Here is a 17,070-nt window from a genome sequence, read left to right as displayed (position 1 = left end):
TCGCCGCGTTGTCGTGCCAGCGGACGCGCGCCACGATCGCCGGCCTGACGTGCCGGCGGCCGCGCAGCACCACGACCGCCGGCCTGACGTGCTAGCGGGCGCGCAACACCACGATCGCCAGGTCGTCGGCGCTCGGCTCGGAGGCGAAGTCGGCCGCACCCCTGCGGATGCGCTCGGCCACCGCTCTGGCCGACAGTCCCGCGCACTCGGCCAGCAGCTTGGCCAGGCCGCCGTCGTCGTCGAGCAGCCGCCCGCCGGAGCGCCGCTCGGTCACCCCGTCGGTCACCGCCAGCAGCACGTCGCCATGGTCGAGGCGGATCGTGTCGGCCTCGAACGTCACCTCGTTGAAGACCCCCAGCAGCGACTGCGGGGTGGTCACCGCCTCCACCTTGCCGCCCTTGAGCCGCAGCGCCTCGGGGTGACCCGCCGACACCAGGCGCAACTCCAGCCCGGTCTCCACCGGCGTGATCTCGCCGTGCAACAACGTGAGGAACCTGGCCCGCTCGCCCTCCTCGAGGATCGCCTGGTTGAGCCGGCCGAGCACGGCCGCCACGCCGTACCCCTCCCTGGCGAGCAGCCGCAGCGTGTGGCGGGCGAGGCCGGTCACGGCGGCGGCCTCGGGGCCGGTGCCGCAGACGTCGCCGATCGCGAAGCGCCACGACCCGTCGCCCGCCTTGAACAGGTCGTAGAAGTCGCCGCCGACCTCGTTGGCCTCGCCGGCGGGTTCGTAGATGACGCCGTAGTCGAGGCCGGGGACCTCGGGCTCGTTGGGCGGCAGCAGGCTGCGCTGGAGCGCGCGGTTGGCGGCCGCCTGCTGGGCGTAGAGCCTGGCGTTGTCCATGGCGAGCGCGGCGCGCCTGCCGATGTCCTCGGCGAACTGGATGACCTCGTCGGGGAAGCGGTCGGGGCGGCCCAGGCACATCATGCCGAGGCTGCGGCCGCGCGCCGTGAGCGGCACCGCGAGGACGTGCGAGTCGTTCACGTGGAACGCGGAGGTGGCCCCGGTGTCGGCGCCGTCGACGTCCATGCCGTCGAGCTGCTCGCGCAGGCCGTCGATCCTGGCCTCGTCGGCGTGCCAGAGGTAGACCAGCCGCAGCGGGCCCACGGCGTTGTCGGAGGTGTAGACGGCGCACCAGCTGGACAGCCTCGGCACCACGACCTGGGCGACGATCGCGGGGACCATGTCGGGATCGAGCGTGCCCGCCAGCAGGTCACTCGCGTCGGCGAGGAACCCCAGCCAATGGGGACCCCTGGAACTTTCTTCCAGCCATTCGGCTGCCACTCTGTCCGCCGAGCCGGGTACCGTGATCCTAGCCCAGTGGACACGGGAATCACCCGCGAAGGTGACTCCCCACTCTTCGACATTCGCGGAAGGAGCCTTTGGATCACTCTGGGAGAGGTTTTGCTGCCGCAACTCGACCTGTACGGCGTCCCCAAAATGCTTCCAAATCACCTCAAACGGCTCGTCAGCGACTTGCTCCGCCAAGTCCCCCGCGACCTGCTCCGCGGTGTGGAGCACGCCACCGGTGGCCCACGCGGTCATCACCTCGCGCGTGAACCTCATCGCAGCGGTCACAGCGGTCCCGCCCGGCGCGAACGTCGCAGCGAGCACCGCATGGGGAGAAGCAGTCATCCCAACGTGCCTACCACACTTCCCGTTGACTTGGGGTAAATCCAAGGACAGGACTACGAGCTACTCATCGTGACAGACTTGAATCACTCGCCGGAGCACGCCGCGAGTGAAGGAGGCCCCATGACCACGGCCAAAGCCACGCTAACCCCGGAGGAGAGGACGTACACCGAGTCGGATCTCGTTCCCATCCTGGAGACCCTGTTCTCCTGGCGGGACGGCGACTTCCGGCGACGGGTCCCTCATGCCCCTCCCGGGATACTCAGCGAGGTGCGGCTGCTGCTCAACGAAGTGGCCGACCGGCGCGAGCATCTCTCCAACGAGCTCACACGCGTACGCAAGGAAGTCGTCAAGGAAGGCCGATTCGGGGAGCGGCTGACCCCCGGTCCCGGCGTCGGCGCCTGGGCGGAGAGCGTCGAGTCGGTCAACATCCTGATCGACGCGCTGGTCAGCCCGGTGAGCGGCGCGGCCGACGTCATCGACGCGGTGGCCAAGGGCGATCTGTCACGACGCATCGACCTCGACCGCACGGCGCGCGGCGAGGTGCGGCGGCTGGGCAAGGCCATCAACGGCATGGTCGACCAGCTCGCGCTGTTCAACACCGAGGTGACGAGGGTCGCGCGCGAAGCGGGCACGGAGGGCCGGCTGGGCGGCTCGGCCAACCTGCGGGGCATGTCGGGCAGCTGGCGCGACCTCACCGAGGCCGTCAACACGATGTCGTCCCGCGTGGCCGCGCAGGTGCGCGACATCGCGGTCGTGACCACCGCGGTGGCCAAGGGCGACCTGAGCCGCAAGGTGACGGTCGACGCGGTGGGCGAGATGTTCGAGCTGAAGAACACCGTCAACACGATGGTCGACCAGCTCTCCGGCTTCGCGGAAGAGGTGACGCGAGTCGCCCGCGAGGTGGGCACCGAGGGCCAGCTCGGCGGCCAGGCGCAGGTGCCCGGCGTGTCCGGGGTCTGGGAAGACCTCACCGACAACGTCAACTTCATGGCCAACAACCTCACCTCCCAGGTGCGCAGCATCGCGACCGTGGCGACGGCGGTGGCCCAGGGCAACCTGTCGAAGAAGATCACCGTTGACGCGCAGGGCGAGATCCTCCAGCTGAAGGACACCCTGAACACCATGGTCGACCAGCTGTCGTCCTTCGCCGACGAGGTCACCCGCGTCGCCCGCGAGGTGGGCACCGAGGGCAAGCTGGGCGGCCGCGCCGAGGTGAAGGGCGTGTCGGGCGTCTGGAAAGACCTCACCGACAACGTCAACTCGATGGCCAACAACCTGACCTACCAGGTGCGCAACATCGCCCAGGTGACCACGGCCGTCGCCAACGGCGACCTCACCCGCAAGATCGACGTCGACGCCCAGGGCGAGATCCTCGAGCTCAAGTCGACCATGAACACGATGGTCGAGCAGTTGTCGTTGTTCGCCTCCGAGGTGACCCGCGTCGCCCGCGAGGTGGGCACCGAGGGCCAGCTCGGCGGCCAGGCACAGGTGCGCGGCGTGTCCGGGGTCTGGAAGGACCTCACCGACAACGTCAACTCCATGGCCAACAACCTGACCTCGCAGGTGCGCCAGATCGCGGCGGTCTCGGCCGCGGTGGCGCAGGGCAACCTGTCCAGGAAGATCACCGTCGACGCGCAGGGCGAGATCCTCCAGCTGAAGGACACCCTGAACACCATGGTCGACCAGCTGTCGTCCTTCGCCGACGAGGTCACCCGCGTCGCCCGTGAGGTGGGCACGCAGGGGCAGCTGGGCGGCCAGGCCCGGGTGCAGGGCGTGTCGGGCGTCTGGAAAGACCTCACCGACAACGTCAACTTCATGGCCAACAACCTGACCTACCAGGTGCGCAACATCGCCGAGGTGACCACCGCGGTCGCCAACGGCGACCTCACCCGCAAGATCGACGTCGACGCCCAGGGCGAGATCCTCGCGCTGAAGACCACCATCAACCGCATGGTCGACCAGCTGTCGTCGTTCGCCTCCGAGGTCACCCGAGTCGCCCGCGAGGTCGGCTCGGAAGGCCAGCTCGGCGGCCAGGCCCGCGTCGAGGGCGTCGAGGGCACGTGGAAGCGGCTCACCGAGAGCGTCAACGAGCTGGCCGGCAACCTCACCACGCAGGTGCGCGCCATCGCCACCGTGACCAGCGCCGTGGCGCGCGGCGACCTCACCCGCTCCATCGCCGTCGAGGCGCAGGGCGAGCTGGCGGAGCTGAAGGACTACATCAACTCGATGGTGGCCAACCTCCGCGAGACCACCCAGGCCAACCAGGAACAGGACTGGCTCAAGTCCAACCTGGCCCGCATCTCCAGGCTCATGCAGGGCCACCGCGACCTCCTCGAGGTCGCCAAGCTCACGATGAGCGAGCTGACCCCGCTGGTGTCGGCCCGCTACGGCGCCTTCTACAGCATCGACCCGGAAGGCGACCACGAGCTGATGCTGATCGGCGGCTACGGCGTGCGCCCCGACCGGGGGCCGCGCCAGCGCTTCGCGATCGGCCAGGGCATCGTCGGCCAGGCGGCGGCCGAGGGCCGGCACATCATCCTCGACGACGTCCCGCCGGAGTTCATCACCATCGACAGCGGGCTCAGCAGGTCCACGCCCGCGCAGATCGTCGTGCTGCCCATCCTGTTCGAAAGCCGGGTGCTCGGCGCGCTCGAGCTGGCCTCGTTCACGCCGTTCGGCGAGGTGCACCTCGACTTCCTGACGCAGCTCGTCGAGACCATCGGCGTCACGATGAACACGATCATCGCCAATTCCCGCACCGAAGACCTGCTGACCGAGTCGCAGCGGCTCACCAGGGAGCTGCAGGAGCGCTCCGACGAGCTGCAGCGCCAGCAGGAGGAGTTGCGCAGGTCCAACGCCGAGCTTGAGGACAAGGCGGCGCTGCTGGCCAAGCAGAACCGCGCGATCGAGATCCAGAACTTCCAGATCGAGCAGGCCCGCCGCACCCTGGAGGAGCGCGCCGAGCAGCTCGCGGTGTCCTCGCGCTACAAGTCCGAGTTCCTCGCCAACATGTCTCACGAGCTGCGCACGCCGCTCAACAGCCTGCTGGTGCTGGCCAAGCTGCTGACCGAGAACGCCGAGGGCAACCTGACCTCGCAGCAGGTCGAGTTCGCCCGTACGATCCACAGCGCGGGCTCGGCGCTGCTCCAGCTCATCAACGACATGCTCGACCTGTCGAAGGTCGAGGCGGGCCGGATGGACATCCACCCCATCCAGGTGTCGCTGCCCAAGATGGTCGACCTGCTGGAGGCGGCGTTCGCGCCGCTGGCACAGGACAAGGGGCTGTCGTTCAGCGTCGAGGTCGCGCCCGACGTGCCGCAGGAGCTGCGCGCCGACGAGCAGCGCCTGCAACAGGTGCTGCGCAACCTGCTCTCCAACGCGGTGAAGTTCACGCCGCGGGGCGAGGTGAAGCTGCGCATCTCCACCCCGCCCACCGGGGTGCAGTTCGACGACGACACCCTGCACGACGCCGACGACCTGCTCGCCTTCCAGGTGATCGACACCGGCATCGGCATCGCCCCCGACAAGCGGGACGTCATCTTCGAGGCGTTCCGGCAGGCCGACGGCACCACGAGCCGCAAATACGGCGGCACGGGCCTGGGCCTGGCCATCTGCCGCGACATCGCCCGGCTGCTCGGCGGCGAGATCCACGTCGACAGCGAGCTCGGCAAGGGCAGCACGTTCACCCTCTACCTGCCGGCCTCCTACACCGGCCCGCTGGCCGTGACCGACGGCGGCGCCGCGCGCAGGCAGCTCATGACCAAGCCGGCGGAGGAGCCCACGTCGCCGGCGCCCGAGCCGCCGATGCCGCTCGACCTGCCGTTGCCCGAGCTGGTCGAGACGCCGACCGAGACGCCCGCGCAGTGGCAGGGCGACGATCCGCTCGCCGGCGCGAAGATCCTCATCGTCGACGACGACATCCGCAACGTCTTCGCGCTGACGAGCGTGCTGGAGCGACATGGTTCCACGGTCGTCTACGCTGAAAACGGTCGTGAGGGGATCGAGCAGCTCGAACGGAACGAGGACGTCGCGCTCGTGCTGATGGACATCATGATGCCGGAGATGGACGGCTGGGCAACGACGTCGGCGATCCGGCGCATGCCCCAGTTCGCCGATCTGCCGATCATCGCGCTCACGGCCAAGGTCATGCGGGGCGACCGGGAGAAGAGCATCGCCTCGGGCGCGTCCGACTACGTGCCCAAGCCGGTCGACGTGGACCGCCTGCTCGAACGCCTGCGCGGCTGGCTCAGCCGCGGACGCGGCGCCGCGTCCGACTCACCAGCCGAAGGGTCGTGATCGGTGACAGACCGTGCGAAGATCCTCCTGGTAGATGACCGCGAGGAAAACCTGATCGCCCTCGAGGCCATCCTCAGCTCCCTCGACCTGGTGCCCGTACGCGCCAGGTCCGGCGAGGAGGCTCTCAAGGCGCTGCTCAACACGGAGTTCGCGCTCATCCTGCTCGACGTGCGCATGCCCGGCATGGACGGCTTCGAGACGGCCGCGCACATCAAGCGGCGCGAACGCACCAGGAACATCCCGATCATCTTCCTGACCGTCGTCGACAGCGCCCCCGACTACGCCTTCCGCGGCTACGCGGCGGGCGCGGTCGACTATCTCACCAAACCGTTCGACCCGTGGGTGCTGCGGGCGAAGGTGTCGGTGTTCACCGAGCTGTACAACATGAACAAGCGCCTGGCGGAGCAGGCGTCCATGCTCAGGGATCGCCTGACCGGCGAGCTGCCGCCCGGCGCCGGCGACCACGCGGCGGTGCTGCCCGAGTTGTCGCGGCGGCTCACGGCCGTGGAGGACGAGCTGGCCAGGGTGCGCGAGCTGGCCCGCAAGTCCCAGGACCCCGCGCTGGCCGCGCCGCTGGCCGACCTGACGGACCGGGTGAACAGCCTGCGCGCGGGGTTCGACGCCCTGTCCTGACGCCAGGGCCGCGCGCGCTGACGTCGAGGGGTCATTGGCGGGCGCGTTCGAGCGCGTCCCAGAAGCCGCGGCGCAGGGCGTGGCGCACCTCGTCGTGCAGCAGGAAGTCGATCGGCAGCGACGACCCCTGCAGCAACCGCGCCTCCAGATCGGAGGGCATGCGCGGCTTGCGGGCCAGCACCGCCTCCAGCCAGAGCGCGGGCGCGTCCCGCGCGACCGACTCGCCGAAGTCGTGCCCTTCCCGGTGCGCGGCCTTGACCGCGTCGGACAGCGTGGTGGCGCCGGCCGTCGAGGCCGACGGCGTGACCGGCGCGGGTTGCGGACCGGTGTAGGGGCCGTGCTGCGACTGCTGGTAGCCGCCGGTCGGCGAGGAGAACTGGCCGGTGCTGGGCTGTTGCGGCTGCGCGGGCGCCGAGGGCGGCGGCGTGGCCGGCTGCTGCTGTTGCGGTTGGGGCTCGGGCTGGTAGTTGTACGTGGGCAGCACCGGAGGCGGGGACGACTGGCCCTGCCCCGACGGCGATGGCCCGTTAACCGAAGGCTGGCCCGGCGCGGCGGAACCGCCGGCGGCGTGGCTGCCGGAGTGGCTCCCGGTGGCATGGCTCCCCGATGCGTGACTGCCCGCCGCATGCCCACCCGTGGCGTGACCGCCCGAGGTGTGCCCGCCCGAGGTGTGCCCGCCCGAGGTGTGCCCGCTTGAGGTGTGCCCGCTTGAGGTGTGCCCGCTTGAGGCGTGGCTGCCGGACGGCGGGGCCTGCGGCAACGAGGGCAGCGACGGCGTGGAGCTCTGCCCGGGAGGCAGCGAGTGGGTGGCCTGCCCGTTGCTGATCGGCTGGTGGTGCCCGTTGGCCGCCTCGGCGGCGCCGCTGACCAGGCTGACGTACTGCCGCAGGTGGACGGCGCCCAGCTCGACCAGGTCGTCGCACTCCTGCCGCAGCGAGCGCGACACGGCCCAGCTGCCTTCGACCGCGATGTGGATGACGCTCACCCTGATGCCGAGATCCTGGGCGTCGCACACGACCTGCGTGAGGTCCTCGTCGCCGCTCAGGACCACGGCGTCGCAGATGGCGTTGTTGCGGGCGAGGGTCATGAGATCGCGATGCACCTGGGCGTCCACGCCCTCGCGCCGGCCCGGCCGGATGCGGGACAGCCTGAGCTTGAGACCCGGTATGTCGGCCAGCGCGTCGTGCTCCGGTGTGCGGCGGCCTTCGACGGTCGCTTCGTACCAGTAGCACCGCAGCAGCGGCAGGCCTGTGCGCTCGCGTGACAGGCCGGTCATCAGCTGGAGCAGACCCGGATAATCCCAGGAAACCGCTTCACGATGACGCGTGCCGTGCACGGCCATCGCGCCATCAGCCAGCAGATAGCCGGCGTCCACGAACAGCGCACAGCGATCCACTGACACCGCCCCTTTCCTGGTGGTCCGACCTTGCTGGCTCTGCACCGTCAGAGACCGGACTCGGCGGCCCTTTCTCAGGGTAATGAAAGCAGGTGATCGTGCGAGGGTTAATCCTGACGATTCGCCCCTCAGCCACCGTCGCGCCGGACCACTCAGGCCGACGGTACCATTTTGTCCTGATTATGGTCACGACCGTGCTCGCACGCTTATGGCCGCGGCCCCGAAGAGTACGGCGTCCTTGCCCGTCGCGATCGTCAGCCAGGGATCCGTTCCGAGCCGGGCGCTGACCGTGTCGACGTCGACGCCGAACGTCATCCCCGACACCCCACCCGACGACCCGTCGAAGACGTTCGCGAGATCGCGGTCGCCGCCCGCCGGCCGCAGCGCGCCGGACCCGAGCGAGACCTTGTCGCCCTTCAGATCGGCGTCGCCCTCCCACGTCACCAGCGCGGCCCTCGCGGGGGTGGCGGCGGGGTGCAGCCCGCCCAGCGGAAGGCGCACCCGACGGGCGGGCCCGCCGACCACGGTGGCCGCGTCGAGCACCATGGCCTGGCTGTACGGCTGCGCCGGATCGGTCACGACCAGCACGAGGCTCCAGCCCGCGTGGCGCGAGGCCCCCTCCTCCATGGGAGCGTCGGCCGCCCACCACACGCCGGTCCTGCGTGCGCCCGCCGCCAGCCCCGTGACGTCGGCGAACGCGTGGTAGGCCGGGCCCTGGGGCAGCTCGCGCACGGCCACGTGGCTGGGCCGGATCGTCGCGTATTTGCGCCGCCCAGGGGGCCTGAACTTGATCGGCCCGGTCCTCGCGCCACCGGCCGACCAGTAGAGCCCGGCCCACACGACCCTGCCCCCCTTCGGCAACGACAGCCTCGCCCCGCTGGAGGCGCCGGTGCCGAGGGTGTCGTCCCGGTCCACGGCGACCATCGGCCAGAGGTCGTTGTCGCGCCTGCCGCCCTCGCGACCGCGGGCCTGCTCGCAGCCGGGGCTCTCCTCGGGGCAGCTCAGCAGCGCGTTGCCCACCGCCCTGACCGTCACCCTCCCGTCTGCGGCGAACCTGGCCGGCGCGCCCGTCGCGCGCACTCCCTTGCCGGCCCGCGCCCTGACCTGCAGCGGGCCCGCGGCGACCCGCGCGGCGGGTCCCGTGCTCCGCGGAGCCCGTCGGGCCACCGTCACCCGCAGGAAGACGGCCGTCGCCCGCCCTTCCGCCAGCGGCTTCCTGGCGCAGCGGGCGCCGCCCACCGAGGAACGGCATTCCCAGCCGTCCGCGGGCCCCACGACGGACGGAAGCCCGCGGCGCGCGGGCGGCATGAGCGTCACGCCCGGCGGCAGGGTCACGTACGCCGTCAGCTTCTCGCTCGGCCGCCCCCCGTAGTTGCGCAGCCGCAGACCGACGATGCCGGGCTGGGCACGTACGAGTGCGCCGAGCACGTCGATGGTGGCGCGCAGCCGCGCCTGGCCCGCCGGCTCCCGCTCCGCGGGGGGTGGCGGCACCCGTTCCGGCTCCCCGCCCCGCGGCGGCGCCTGATCGGGGTTCTCCTGCGGCGGCATCCGCTCGGGGTCGCCGCCGTGCGGCGGCACGCCCACCGCGTGGACGGGCTCCGACGGCTGGGCGGCCACCGTCGCGGTCGCCGGTGTGCCGTCGGGCGCCCTGCCGGCGGTCTGCCACAACGACGCCGCCGCGGCCACCGTGAGGGCCACGCCGGCGACCAGCATGACGGGCTGCCGCCGGCGTGCCCGCCAGAGCCGCCGGACTCCCGGGGGCGGCCCGCTCTCGGCCGCGTCCGGCCTGGCCAGCGCCGCCGCGTACCCGCCGAACATGGGCCCCGCGATCAACGGCCCCACCAGCACCCGCAGCCCGCGGTTGACGTCGGTGAGCTCCAGGATCACCCCGTGGCACTCCTCGCAGCCGTCCACGTGCCGCTCGACGGCTCTCGCCTCCCGCCTGGCCAGCCCGCCCCTCACGTAGGCGCCCATCTTGCCGAGCACGGGTCGGCAGTCGTGCGGCGGCGCGGCGCCGAGGTGCATCTGCAGGTACGCGCGCCGCAGCCCTTCCGTGGCCCGGTACGCCAGCGCGGCCACGCCGTTGGCCGACAACCCGAGCAGCGGAGCCACCGCGACGGGCTTGCACCTCTCCACCTGCGTGTGCCAGAGCACCGCCCGCCAGCGCTCGGGCAGCGACAGGTACGCCCTGGCGATCAGGGACCGTTCCAGCCCGGCGAGCGCGGGATCGACGAACGGCGCCGCCGGGTCGTACTCCTCGACCTCGCCCGCCTGGCGGCCCGCCAGCTTGGAACGGTCGTGGACCGTGCGCCGCACCACGGTCAGCAAGTAGGTGCGGAAGCCGGACTCCGGCCCGCCGCCCCTGCCCACGAGATCGAGGATCTTGGTGAACGCCTCGGTGACGACGTCCTCGGCCTCGGCGCGCCGTACGAGCTGCCTGGCCATGGCACGGGCCGCGGCCACGTGCCGCTCGTAGAGCCGCCCGTAGGCGGTGGCATCGCCCTGTCGGGCGGCCTGTAGCAGGCTTGCATCGCTTTGCGGCAATTCGACACCCATGATCGGCTCCACGATTACGAAGGGTTGCCCCGCGCATACATTCCGCATTACCTGTCACGGCTAAACCGGGTGCGCGGAGGCGATCACGGGCGGGCCATAAGCTTGGGCGCATGACGGATCGCGACAACCTGCTGGCCGAGATCAAGAGCAAGGCCATCGTCCACGGCAAGGTCACGCTCTCCTCGGGCAAGGAGGCCGACTTCTACCTCGATCTGCGGCGCATCACGCTCGACGGGGTGGCCGCGCCGCTCGTCGGCAGGGTGATGCTGGACCTGACCGCCGACCTGGAATACGACGCGGTGGGCGGCCTCACGCTGGGGGCCGACCCGGTGGCGGGCGCGATGATGCACGCGGCGGCGGCGCGCGGCCGCACGCTCGACGCGTTCGTGGTGCGCAAGGCGCAGAAGGCGCACGGCATGCAGCGCAGGATCGAGGGGCCCGAGGTGAAGGGGCGGCGCGTGCTGGCCGTCGAGGACACCTCGACGACGGGCGCCTCGCCGCTGACGGCCGTGGAGGCGCTGCGGGAGGCCGGGGCCGAGGTGGTGGCGGTGGCGACGATCGTCGACAGGGGCGCCACCGAGCGCGTCACCAGCGAGGGCCTCGACTACCGCACCGCTTACACGCTCGGCGACCTGGGGCTCTAGCCGGGCTCCCGGACGGTGAACGCCTCTCTCTCGCCGCTCTCGCCCTGCTCGCGCGGCTTGCCGTTCTCGGTGACCCGCACCGTGCCCGCGTCGCTGAGCACCACGTCGAGTTCGGGCTCGAAGTAGTTGAGCTCCTCGCCCCTGGCCATCTCGTGGTGGTGGAGCACGTCACCGCCCGGCACGCGTACGGTGACCACGGGGCAGGTCTCCGCCAGGCACTCGATGCGCACGGTCGGCACCCGCGCGGTGGCGTCGGAGGCCGGGGCGGTGGCGAGGCCGGTGGCCGGAGCGGAGGCGCGCTCGCGTTCAGGGACCTGCTCGCCGGGCGACACGAGCAGCGCGCGACCGCCGATGACCAGCAGTGTCACCACGGCTCCCGCCGCCAGGACGGTGAGGGCTAATCGGGCCATGCCCATCGGATCTGACCTGTGGCGTCCCACAGGGGGAGCGTACAGCGGATGATCCGCCGTCGCGGCTAGTGCCGGCCGTTGGTCACCCGATGCCTGCCGCCGGGGACGGCGGCGACCTTGTCACCCCTGCGCTTCTTGATCACCTCGACGATGATGGGGATGATCGAGATGAACACGATGAGGAAGACGCCGGGCAGGATGTACTTGTCGATCTGCTTGGGATCGACCTCTCTGCCGAGGGCGTTGCCGAGCAGGATGAGCCCCTCGGTCCAGACGATGCCGCCGATGACGTTCCAGACGAGGAAACGTTTGGCCGGCATCTCCAGCACGCCCGCCACCGGGTTCATGAACGTGCGGACGATCGGCACGAATCTCGCCAGCACCACCGCCTTCGCGGGGCCGAACTTCTCGAAGAACTCCTCGGCCCGCAGCACGTGCTCGCGCTTGAACAACCGTGAATCCGGCTTGTCGAACATTCTCCGGCCGAACCTGGCCCCCAGGTAATGCCCGAGCTGGGCGCCCGCGATCGCGCACAGCGGCGTGCCGACCAGCAGCACGGGCAGCGAAAGCGGGGTGATGCCCATTCCCTGGGCCACCGCCGCCGAGCTGAAGATTCCCGCCGCCACCAACAGCGAGTCGCCGGGCAGGAAGAACCCGAGCAGCAAACCGGTTTCGGCGAAGATGATCGCCAGAACGCCGACCGTGGCGAAAGCGCCGAGAATCGTCAGCCACCACGTCGGGTCCAGGAGGTTCCAAAGCCAGTCCACCAGGAGAGCCTACCTGTACTGGAGAGGCGCCAGATGACCAATGAGGTCGCGTTGTCTCTACCACGCGGGGTAGGGAGCCGGGATACTGGGCTCGCGCGAAGCCGTTTACTTCTCAGGGAGATGAATCATGCCTATAGCGACTCCAGAGGTCTACGCTGAGATGCTCGACCGGGCGAAGGCCGGCGGATTCGCCTACCCGGCGATCAACGTGACCTCATCGCAGACGCTGAACGCCGCCCTGCGGGGCTTCGCCGAAGCCGAGAGCGACGGCATCGTGCAGGTCTCCACCGGCGGCGCCGACTTCCTGTCCGGCACCACGGTGAAGGACATGGTCACGGGCGCGACGGCGCTGGCCGAATACGCCAGGGTGGTGGCCGCCAACTATCCGGTCACGGTGGCGTTGCACACCGACCACTGCCCGAAGGACAAGCTCGACGGCTTCATGCGGCCGCTGATCGACATCTCGCTGGAGCGGGTGGCCAAGGGGCTCGACCCGCTGTTCCAGTCGCACATGTGGGACGGCTCCGCCGTACCTCTCGAGGAGAACCTCGACATCGCCAAGGAGCTCCTGGACAAGTGCGCCCGGGCGCGGATCATCATGGAGATGGAGATCGGCGTCGTCGGCGGCGAGGAGGACGGCGTCGTCGGCGAGATCAACGAGAAGCTCTACACGACCGCCGGCGACGCGCTGGCCACCGCCGAGGCCGTGGGCATCGGCGACAGGGGCCGCTACATGCTGGCCGCCACGTTCGGCAACGTGCACGGCGTCTACAAGCCCGGCCACGTCAAGCTGCGCCCGAGCGTGCTGAAGGAGATCCAGGACGCGGTCGGCGCGAAGTTCGGCAAGGACAAGCCGTTCGACCTGGTCTTCCACGGCGGCTCCGGCTCGCTGCTCGAGGAGATCCACGAGGCCATCTCGTACGGCGTGGTGAAGATGAACGTCGACACCGACACGCAGTACGCCTTCACCAGGCCGATCGCGGACCACATGTTCCGCAACTACGACGGGGTGCTCAAGGTCGACGGCGACGTGGGCAACAAGAAGACCTACGACCCGCGCTCCTACGGCAAGGCCGCCGAGGCCGGGATGGCCGCGCGCGTCGCGGAGGCGTGCCAGAGCCTGAAGTCGAGTGGGACGAAGATCTCCTAGCCACTTCGGCGGCCCGGCGGGTATGACTTGTCGTATGGATAACCTTCTCGCCGGGCCGCCCCCGACGCACCTGCCGGACCTGCCCGAGGCCAGGGAGGCGCTCGAATCCGGGGCCAAGGCCTCCGACGTGGCCGCCCGCTTCCCCGCATTCCCCGCGGCCTGGGCTTCGCTCGCGGAAGAGGCCTTCGCCCAGGGGCACGCCGTCACCTCGTACGCCTTCGCCCGCACGGGCTACCACCGCGGGCTCGACCAGTTGCGCCGTAACGGCTGGAAGGGTCACGGGCCCGTTCCCTGGGAGCACGAGCCCAACCGCGGCTTCCTGCGCTGCCTCTACGCGCTGTCCAGGGCCGCCCAGGCCATCGGCGAGAAGGACGAAGCCGAGCGGTGCCTGCAGTTCCTCAAGGACAGCACGGAAACGGGTTACGACGCGCTGACCCAGAGCTAGCCCTTGGGACGAATAACCACGTTCGGGTAGTCTCTCCACGCAAGAGCCCCTGTCGCGCTTGCGCCAGGGGTTTCGTTTTGTGCTCGGGAGACTGAACCATGCCGGCTGCCGTACTCGTTGGTGCCCAGTGGGGCGATGAGGGCAAGGGCAAGGCCACCGATCTGCTCGGTGGCGACGTCGACTACGTCGTCCGCTATCAGGGTGGCAACAACGCGGGTCACACCGTGGTCATCGGAGACCAGAAATACGCGCTGCACCTGCTACCGACGGGGATCCTGTCGCCTGAGGTGGTGCCGGTCATCGGCAACGGCGTGGTCATCGACCCCGGCGTGCTGCTGGGCGAGATCGACGGGCTGGCCGCGCGGGGCATCTCCGCGGAGCGGCTGCTCATCTCGTCCAACGCGCACCTGATCATGCCGCACCACAAGGCGCTCGACAAGGTCACCGAGCGCTACCTCGGCAAGGCCAGGATCGGCACCACGGGGCGCGGCATCGGGCCCGCGTACGGCGACAAGGTCGCCCGCATGGGGGTGCGCGTCCAGGACCTGCTCGACCCCGGCATCCTGGCGAAGAAGATCGAGGTCGCCCTGACCGAGAAGAACCAGGTGCTGACCAAGGTCTACAACCGGCGCGGGATCGACCCGGCGGCGGTCGTGGAGGAATATCTCTCCTTCGCGGAGCGCCTCAAGCCGCACATCGCCGACACCTCGCTGGTGCTGTCCAAGGCACTGGACGACGACAAGTTCGTGCTGCTGGAGGGCGGGCAGGGCACGCTGCTCGACCTCGACCACGGCACCTACCCGTTCGTCACGTCGTCGTCGCCCACCTCGGGGGGCGCGTGCGCCGGGGCCGGCATCCCGCCCAACCGCCTCACGAAGATCATCGGGATCCTCAAGGCGTACACCACCCGCGTCGGCTCCGGGCCGTTCCCGACGGAGCTCACGGACGACATGGGCGAGTGGCTCCGCCAGACCGGCGGCGAGTTCGGCGTCACGACCGGCCGCGACCGCCGCTGCGGCTGGTTCGACGCGGTGATCGCCCGGTACGCCACCCGCATCAACGGCGTCACCGACTATTTCCTCACCAAGCTGGACGTCCTGTCCGGGCTGGAGCGCGTCCCGGTGTGCGTCGCGTACGACGTGGACGGCGTGCGCCACGACGAGATCCCCATGACGCAGACCGACTTCCACCACGCCAAGCCGATCTACGAGGAGTTCCCCGGCTGGCAGGAGGACATCACGGGGGCCAAGGTCTTCGAGGACCTGCCGCCGAACGCCCAGGCGTACGTCAGGGCGCTGGAGGAGATGAGCGGCGCCCCGGTCTCCGCCATCGGCGTCGGCCCCGGCCGCGACCAGACCGTCGTGGTCCGGCCGCTCGTCTAGCCGTTTCTGCGGGGGTGGGTCACGCCCCCCGCAGGTCCCGGGAAGCCGTGCCCCATGACGGCGGTTCAGGGGCCGGTGAGGACCACGGCGGTCATCGGGGTGTGCAGGGTCCAGCCGAGCGTTTCGTACAGGGCCCTGCCGTCTGCCGTGGCCACCAGGACGCCCTGCCGCGCGCCCGCCGAGGCGGCGGCCGAGGCGAGCGTGCGCATGATGACGGTGCCGAGGCCGCGCCGGCGGTGGCGGGTGGCCGTCTCCACCTGGTCAACGACGGCCGTCCTGCCCGCCGGCGCGAACTGGCCCCTGGCCGCGACCTCGCCGGCGTTCGTGAGCAGGCGGGCCACCGTGACGCCCGCCCTGGTCGTGACGGCCGCCGTGTAGCCCGCCGGGGCCGCGGGCCGGGCCGTGCGGGGCAGGCGGGTCGTGGTCATCATGAACTCCGGCTCCTGGATGCGCCAGGAGGGCGGGAGGTGCGGGACGACGGCCTCGGCGGGCGCGCAGAGTTTGAGCCAGGTGCCGGGGGTCGTGATCCTGCTGGTCAGCTGGTGGAGGATGTCGGGGGTGGGGGCGGCCACGATGTGGCGGGCCACGTGTCCGGGGAGGCCGACGTCGACTCTCCACCCCCACGGTTGGGGTACGGGCCGTGGGGCTCTGCGGGAGATCACCCACCCGTCCACCCATGCCCCGACCGTTGCGGAATGGGCCTTTTTGAGAACCTCCGTCATGCAATCCAGCCTATTGTCTGAGGTCTAGTCATCGACCGGGCGTAGCAGGATAAAAAGGACACGGCGTGGCACTGTCTAGTCGCCCCTCCAGCCAGGTAGGGTCCGGGTTGTGCGCGTTGAGATTCATGGTCACCGGGGTGCTCGCGGCCTCTGGCCGGAAAACACCCTGCCGGGGATGAGCCGCACGATGGAGCTGGGCGTGCACGCGCTCGAGCTCGACGTCGCGCTCACCGCCGATCGGCGCCTCGTGCTCACGCACGACCTCACGGTCTCCGCCGTGACCAGCGCCGACAGGCGTCCCATCCGCGCCGGCGACCCGCTCTTCCCCTATGTCGGCCGGCCGATCAACGCGCTCACCCTCGCGCAGCTGCGCACGCTCGACGTGGGCGTGCGGCTGCCGCGCCATCCCGACGACCCCTTCGCGCTGACCCAGGTGCCGATGCCCGAGACCCGGATGCCGACGCTCGGCGCGGTGCTGGGCCTGGTGAACGCCTACGACGCCGAGAGCGTACGCCTGCACGTCGAGCTGAAGTCCGACCCGACCAGGCCCGAGCTGACGCCCGACCCCGAGGCCTTCACCGAGCTCGTCGTGGAGGAGCTCGACCGGCACGGACGGCTGGACAACGTCGCCGTCCTCAGCTTCGACTGGCGGATCATCCGCCACGCCGCCCGGCTCGTCCCGGGCACGCGCAGGTTCGCGCTGATCGAGCCCGACACCCTGCACTGGCACGACGACCTGGGCGACGACATGCCGGCCACCGCGCGCGAGGCCGGTGCGACCACGCTCTCGCCCAAGCACCCCATGGTCGACGAGGCCCTGATGGCGCAGGTGGGGGCGGCCGGTCTCGACGTGGCGGTGTGGACGGTCAACGACACCGAGCTGGCGGGCCGGATGCTGGATCTGGGAGTGGCCGGGATCGTGACCGACTATCCCGACCGGATGCGGGAGTTGTGGCGCGAGCGCGGCCTGGAGCTGCCCGAGCCGGTGGGCCCGCTCAAGCCGGTCGGCGTCTAGAGGGCCGGAGCCGGCCGGTGC

The 17,070-nt window shown here is 70.6% G+C and carries 13 protein-coding genes; 7 read left to right on the top strand and 6 right to left on the bottom strand.

The annotated features are described in order from the left end of the window. Nucleotides 1-91 precede the first annotated feature (91 nt). Nucleotides 92-1,282, bottom strand: coding sequence for a PP2C family protein-serine/threonine phosphatase (locus tag ACZ6SA_RS34655; protein WP_347646100.1), 1,191 nt, complete (start codon nt 1,280-1,282; stop codon nt 92-94). A gap of 471 nt (nt 1,283-1,753) precedes the next feature. On the opposite strand from ACZ6SA_RS34655, the gene ACZ6SA_RS34650 reads away from it, so the two are divergent. Both ACZ6SA_RS34650 and ACZ6SA_RS34645 read left to right on the top strand, forming a co-directional pair. After that, entirely contained in the window at nt 1,754-5,929 is a 4,176-nt protein-coding gene (locus ACZ6SA_RS34650) for a HAMP domain-containing protein (protein ID WP_465832945.1), read from the top strand. Between the two features lie 3 nt (nt 5,930-5,932). Continuing rightward, complete coding sequence (locus tag ACZ6SA_RS34645) at nt 5,933-6,562, top strand: response regulator (RefSeq protein WP_347646098.1); 630 nt, start codon at nt 5,933-5,935, stop codon at nt 6,560-6,562. Between the two features lie 31 nt (nt 6,563-6,593). Here the strand turns inward: ACZ6SA_RS34645 and ACZ6SA_RS34640 are convergent, their stop codons facing one another. Both ACZ6SA_RS34640 and ACZ6SA_RS34635 read right to left on the bottom strand, forming a co-directional pair. Next, a complete protein-coding gene (locus tag ACZ6SA_RS34640) occupies nt 6,594-7,958 on the bottom strand; it encodes an NYN domain-containing protein (RefSeq protein WP_465832943.1) in 1,365 nt (454 codons plus the stop codon). A gap of 186 nt (nt 7,959-8,144) precedes the next feature. Then, the gene (locus ACZ6SA_RS34635; protein WP_347646096.1) at nt 8,145-10,514 is read right to left on the bottom strand and encodes a sigma-70 family RNA polymerase sigma factor; all 2,370 of its coding nucleotides are present in this window, start codon (nt 10,512-10,514) and stop codon (nt 8,145-8,147) included. A 110-nt stretch (nt 10,515-10,624) separates the two neighbouring features. Here ACZ6SA_RS34635 and pyrE point away from each other — a divergent pair, with 110 nt between their 5' ends. Next, nucleotides 10,625-11,158 carry an orotate phosphoribosyltransferase gene (gene pyrE, locus ACZ6SA_RS34630; RefSeq protein WP_347646095.1) on the top strand — a complete coding sequence of 178 codons (534 nt, stop codon included), beginning with the start codon at nt 10,625-10,627 and terminating at the stop codon, nt 11,156-11,158. On the opposite strand, the gene ACZ6SA_RS34625 is transcribed toward pyrE, so the two are convergent. Both ACZ6SA_RS34625 and ACZ6SA_RS34620 read right to left on the bottom strand, forming a co-directional pair. Then, nucleotides 11,155-11,568, bottom strand: coding sequence for a hypothetical protein (locus ACZ6SA_RS34625; protein WP_347646094.1), 414 nt, complete (start codon nt 11,566-11,568; stop codon nt 11,155-11,157). The two genes, pyrE and ACZ6SA_RS34625, sit on opposite strands and share 4 nt — an antisense overlap. Nucleotides 11,569-11,633: 65 nt before the next feature. Then, nucleotides 11,634-12,335 carry a DedA family protein gene (locus tag ACZ6SA_RS34620; RefSeq protein ID WP_443154279.1) on the bottom strand — a complete coding sequence of 234 codons (702 nt, stop codon included), beginning with the start codon at nt 12,333-12,335 and terminating at the stop codon, nt 11,634-11,636. A gap of 127 nt (nt 12,336-12,462) precedes the next feature. Between ACZ6SA_RS34620 and fbaA the strand changes: the two genes are divergently transcribed. The 3 genes from fbaA (at nt 12,463) to ACZ6SA_RS34605 (ending at nt 15,312) form a co-directional block, all read left to right on the top strand. Beyond that, a complete protein-coding gene (fbaA, locus tag ACZ6SA_RS34615) occupies nt 12,463-13,485 on the top strand; it encodes a class II fructose-bisphosphate aldolase (protein ID WP_347646092.1) in 1,023 nt (340 codons plus the stop codon). A gap of 34 nt (nt 13,486-13,519) precedes the next feature. Continuing rightward, a complete protein-coding gene (locus ACZ6SA_RS34610; RefSeq protein WP_347617423.1) occupies nt 13,520-13,930 on the top strand; it encodes a DUF3151 domain-containing protein in 411 nt (136 codons plus the stop codon). A gap of 98 nt (nt 13,931-14,028) precedes the next feature. Further along, complete coding sequence (locus ACZ6SA_RS34605; protein WP_465832939.1) at nt 14,029-15,312, top strand: adenylosuccinate synthase; 1,284 nt, start codon at nt 14,029-14,031, stop codon at nt 15,310-15,312. A 65-nt stretch (nt 15,313-15,377) separates the two neighbouring features. Here the strand turns inward: ACZ6SA_RS34605 and ACZ6SA_RS34600 are convergent, their stop codons facing one another. Then, complete coding sequence (locus tag ACZ6SA_RS34600; RefSeq protein WP_465832937.1) at nt 15,378-16,034, bottom strand: GNAT family N-acetyltransferase; 657 nt, start codon at nt 16,032-16,034, stop codon at nt 15,378-15,380. A 109-nt stretch (nt 16,035-16,143) separates the two neighbouring features. Here ACZ6SA_RS34600 and ACZ6SA_RS34595 point away from each other — a divergent pair, with 109 nt between their 5' ends. Then, nucleotides 16,144-17,049 carry a glycerophosphodiester phosphodiesterase family protein gene (locus tag ACZ6SA_RS34595; protein WP_347646088.1) on the top strand — a complete coding sequence of 302 codons (906 nt, stop codon included), beginning with the start codon at nt 16,144-16,146 and terminating at the stop codon, nt 17,047-17,049. The last annotated feature ends 21 nt before the right edge of the window (nt 17,050-17,070 follow it).

The sequence above is a fragment of the Nonomuraea sp. NPDC049378 genome (assembly GCF_055586745.1).
The sequence above is the reverse complement of the archived record's forward strand: the minus strand, read 5'-3'. Positions and strand labels throughout refer to the sequence as shown.

What these genes read in the sequence shown, in the direction of transcription:
- pyrE (WP_347646095.1), top strand. Translation starts at nt 10,625, where the DNA reads ATGACGGATCGCGACAACCTGCTGGCCGAGATCAAGAGCAAGGCCATC.
- ACZ6SA_RS34600 (WP_465832937.1), bottom strand. Translation starts at nt 16,034, where the DNA reads ATGACGGAGGTTCTCAAAAAGGCCCATTCCGCAACGGTCGGGGCATGG.
- ACZ6SA_RS34610 (WP_347617423.1), top strand. Translation starts at nt 13,520, where the DNA reads ATGGATAACCTTCTCGCCGGGCCGCCCCCGACGCACCTGCCGGACCTG.
- ACZ6SA_RS34635 (WP_347646096.1), bottom strand. Translation starts at nt 10,514, where the DNA reads ATGGGTGTCGAATTGCCGCAAAGCGATGCAAGCCTGCTACAGGCCGCC.
- ACZ6SA_RS34650 (WP_465832945.1), top strand. Translation starts at nt 1,754, where the DNA reads ATGACCACGGCCAAAGCCACGCTAACCCCGGAGGAGAGGACGTACACC.
- fbaA (WP_347646092.1), top strand. Translation starts at nt 12,463, where the DNA reads ATGCCTATAGCGACTCCAGAGGTCTACGCTGAGATGCTCGACCGGGCG.
- ACZ6SA_RS34605 (WP_465832939.1), top strand. Translation starts at nt 14,029, where the DNA reads ATGCCGGCTGCCGTACTCGTTGGTGCCCAGTGGGGCGATGAGGGCAAG.
- ACZ6SA_RS34625 (WP_347646094.1), bottom strand. Translation starts at nt 11,568, where the DNA reads ATGGCCCGATTAGCCCTCACCGTCCTGGCGGCGGGAGCCGTGGTGACA.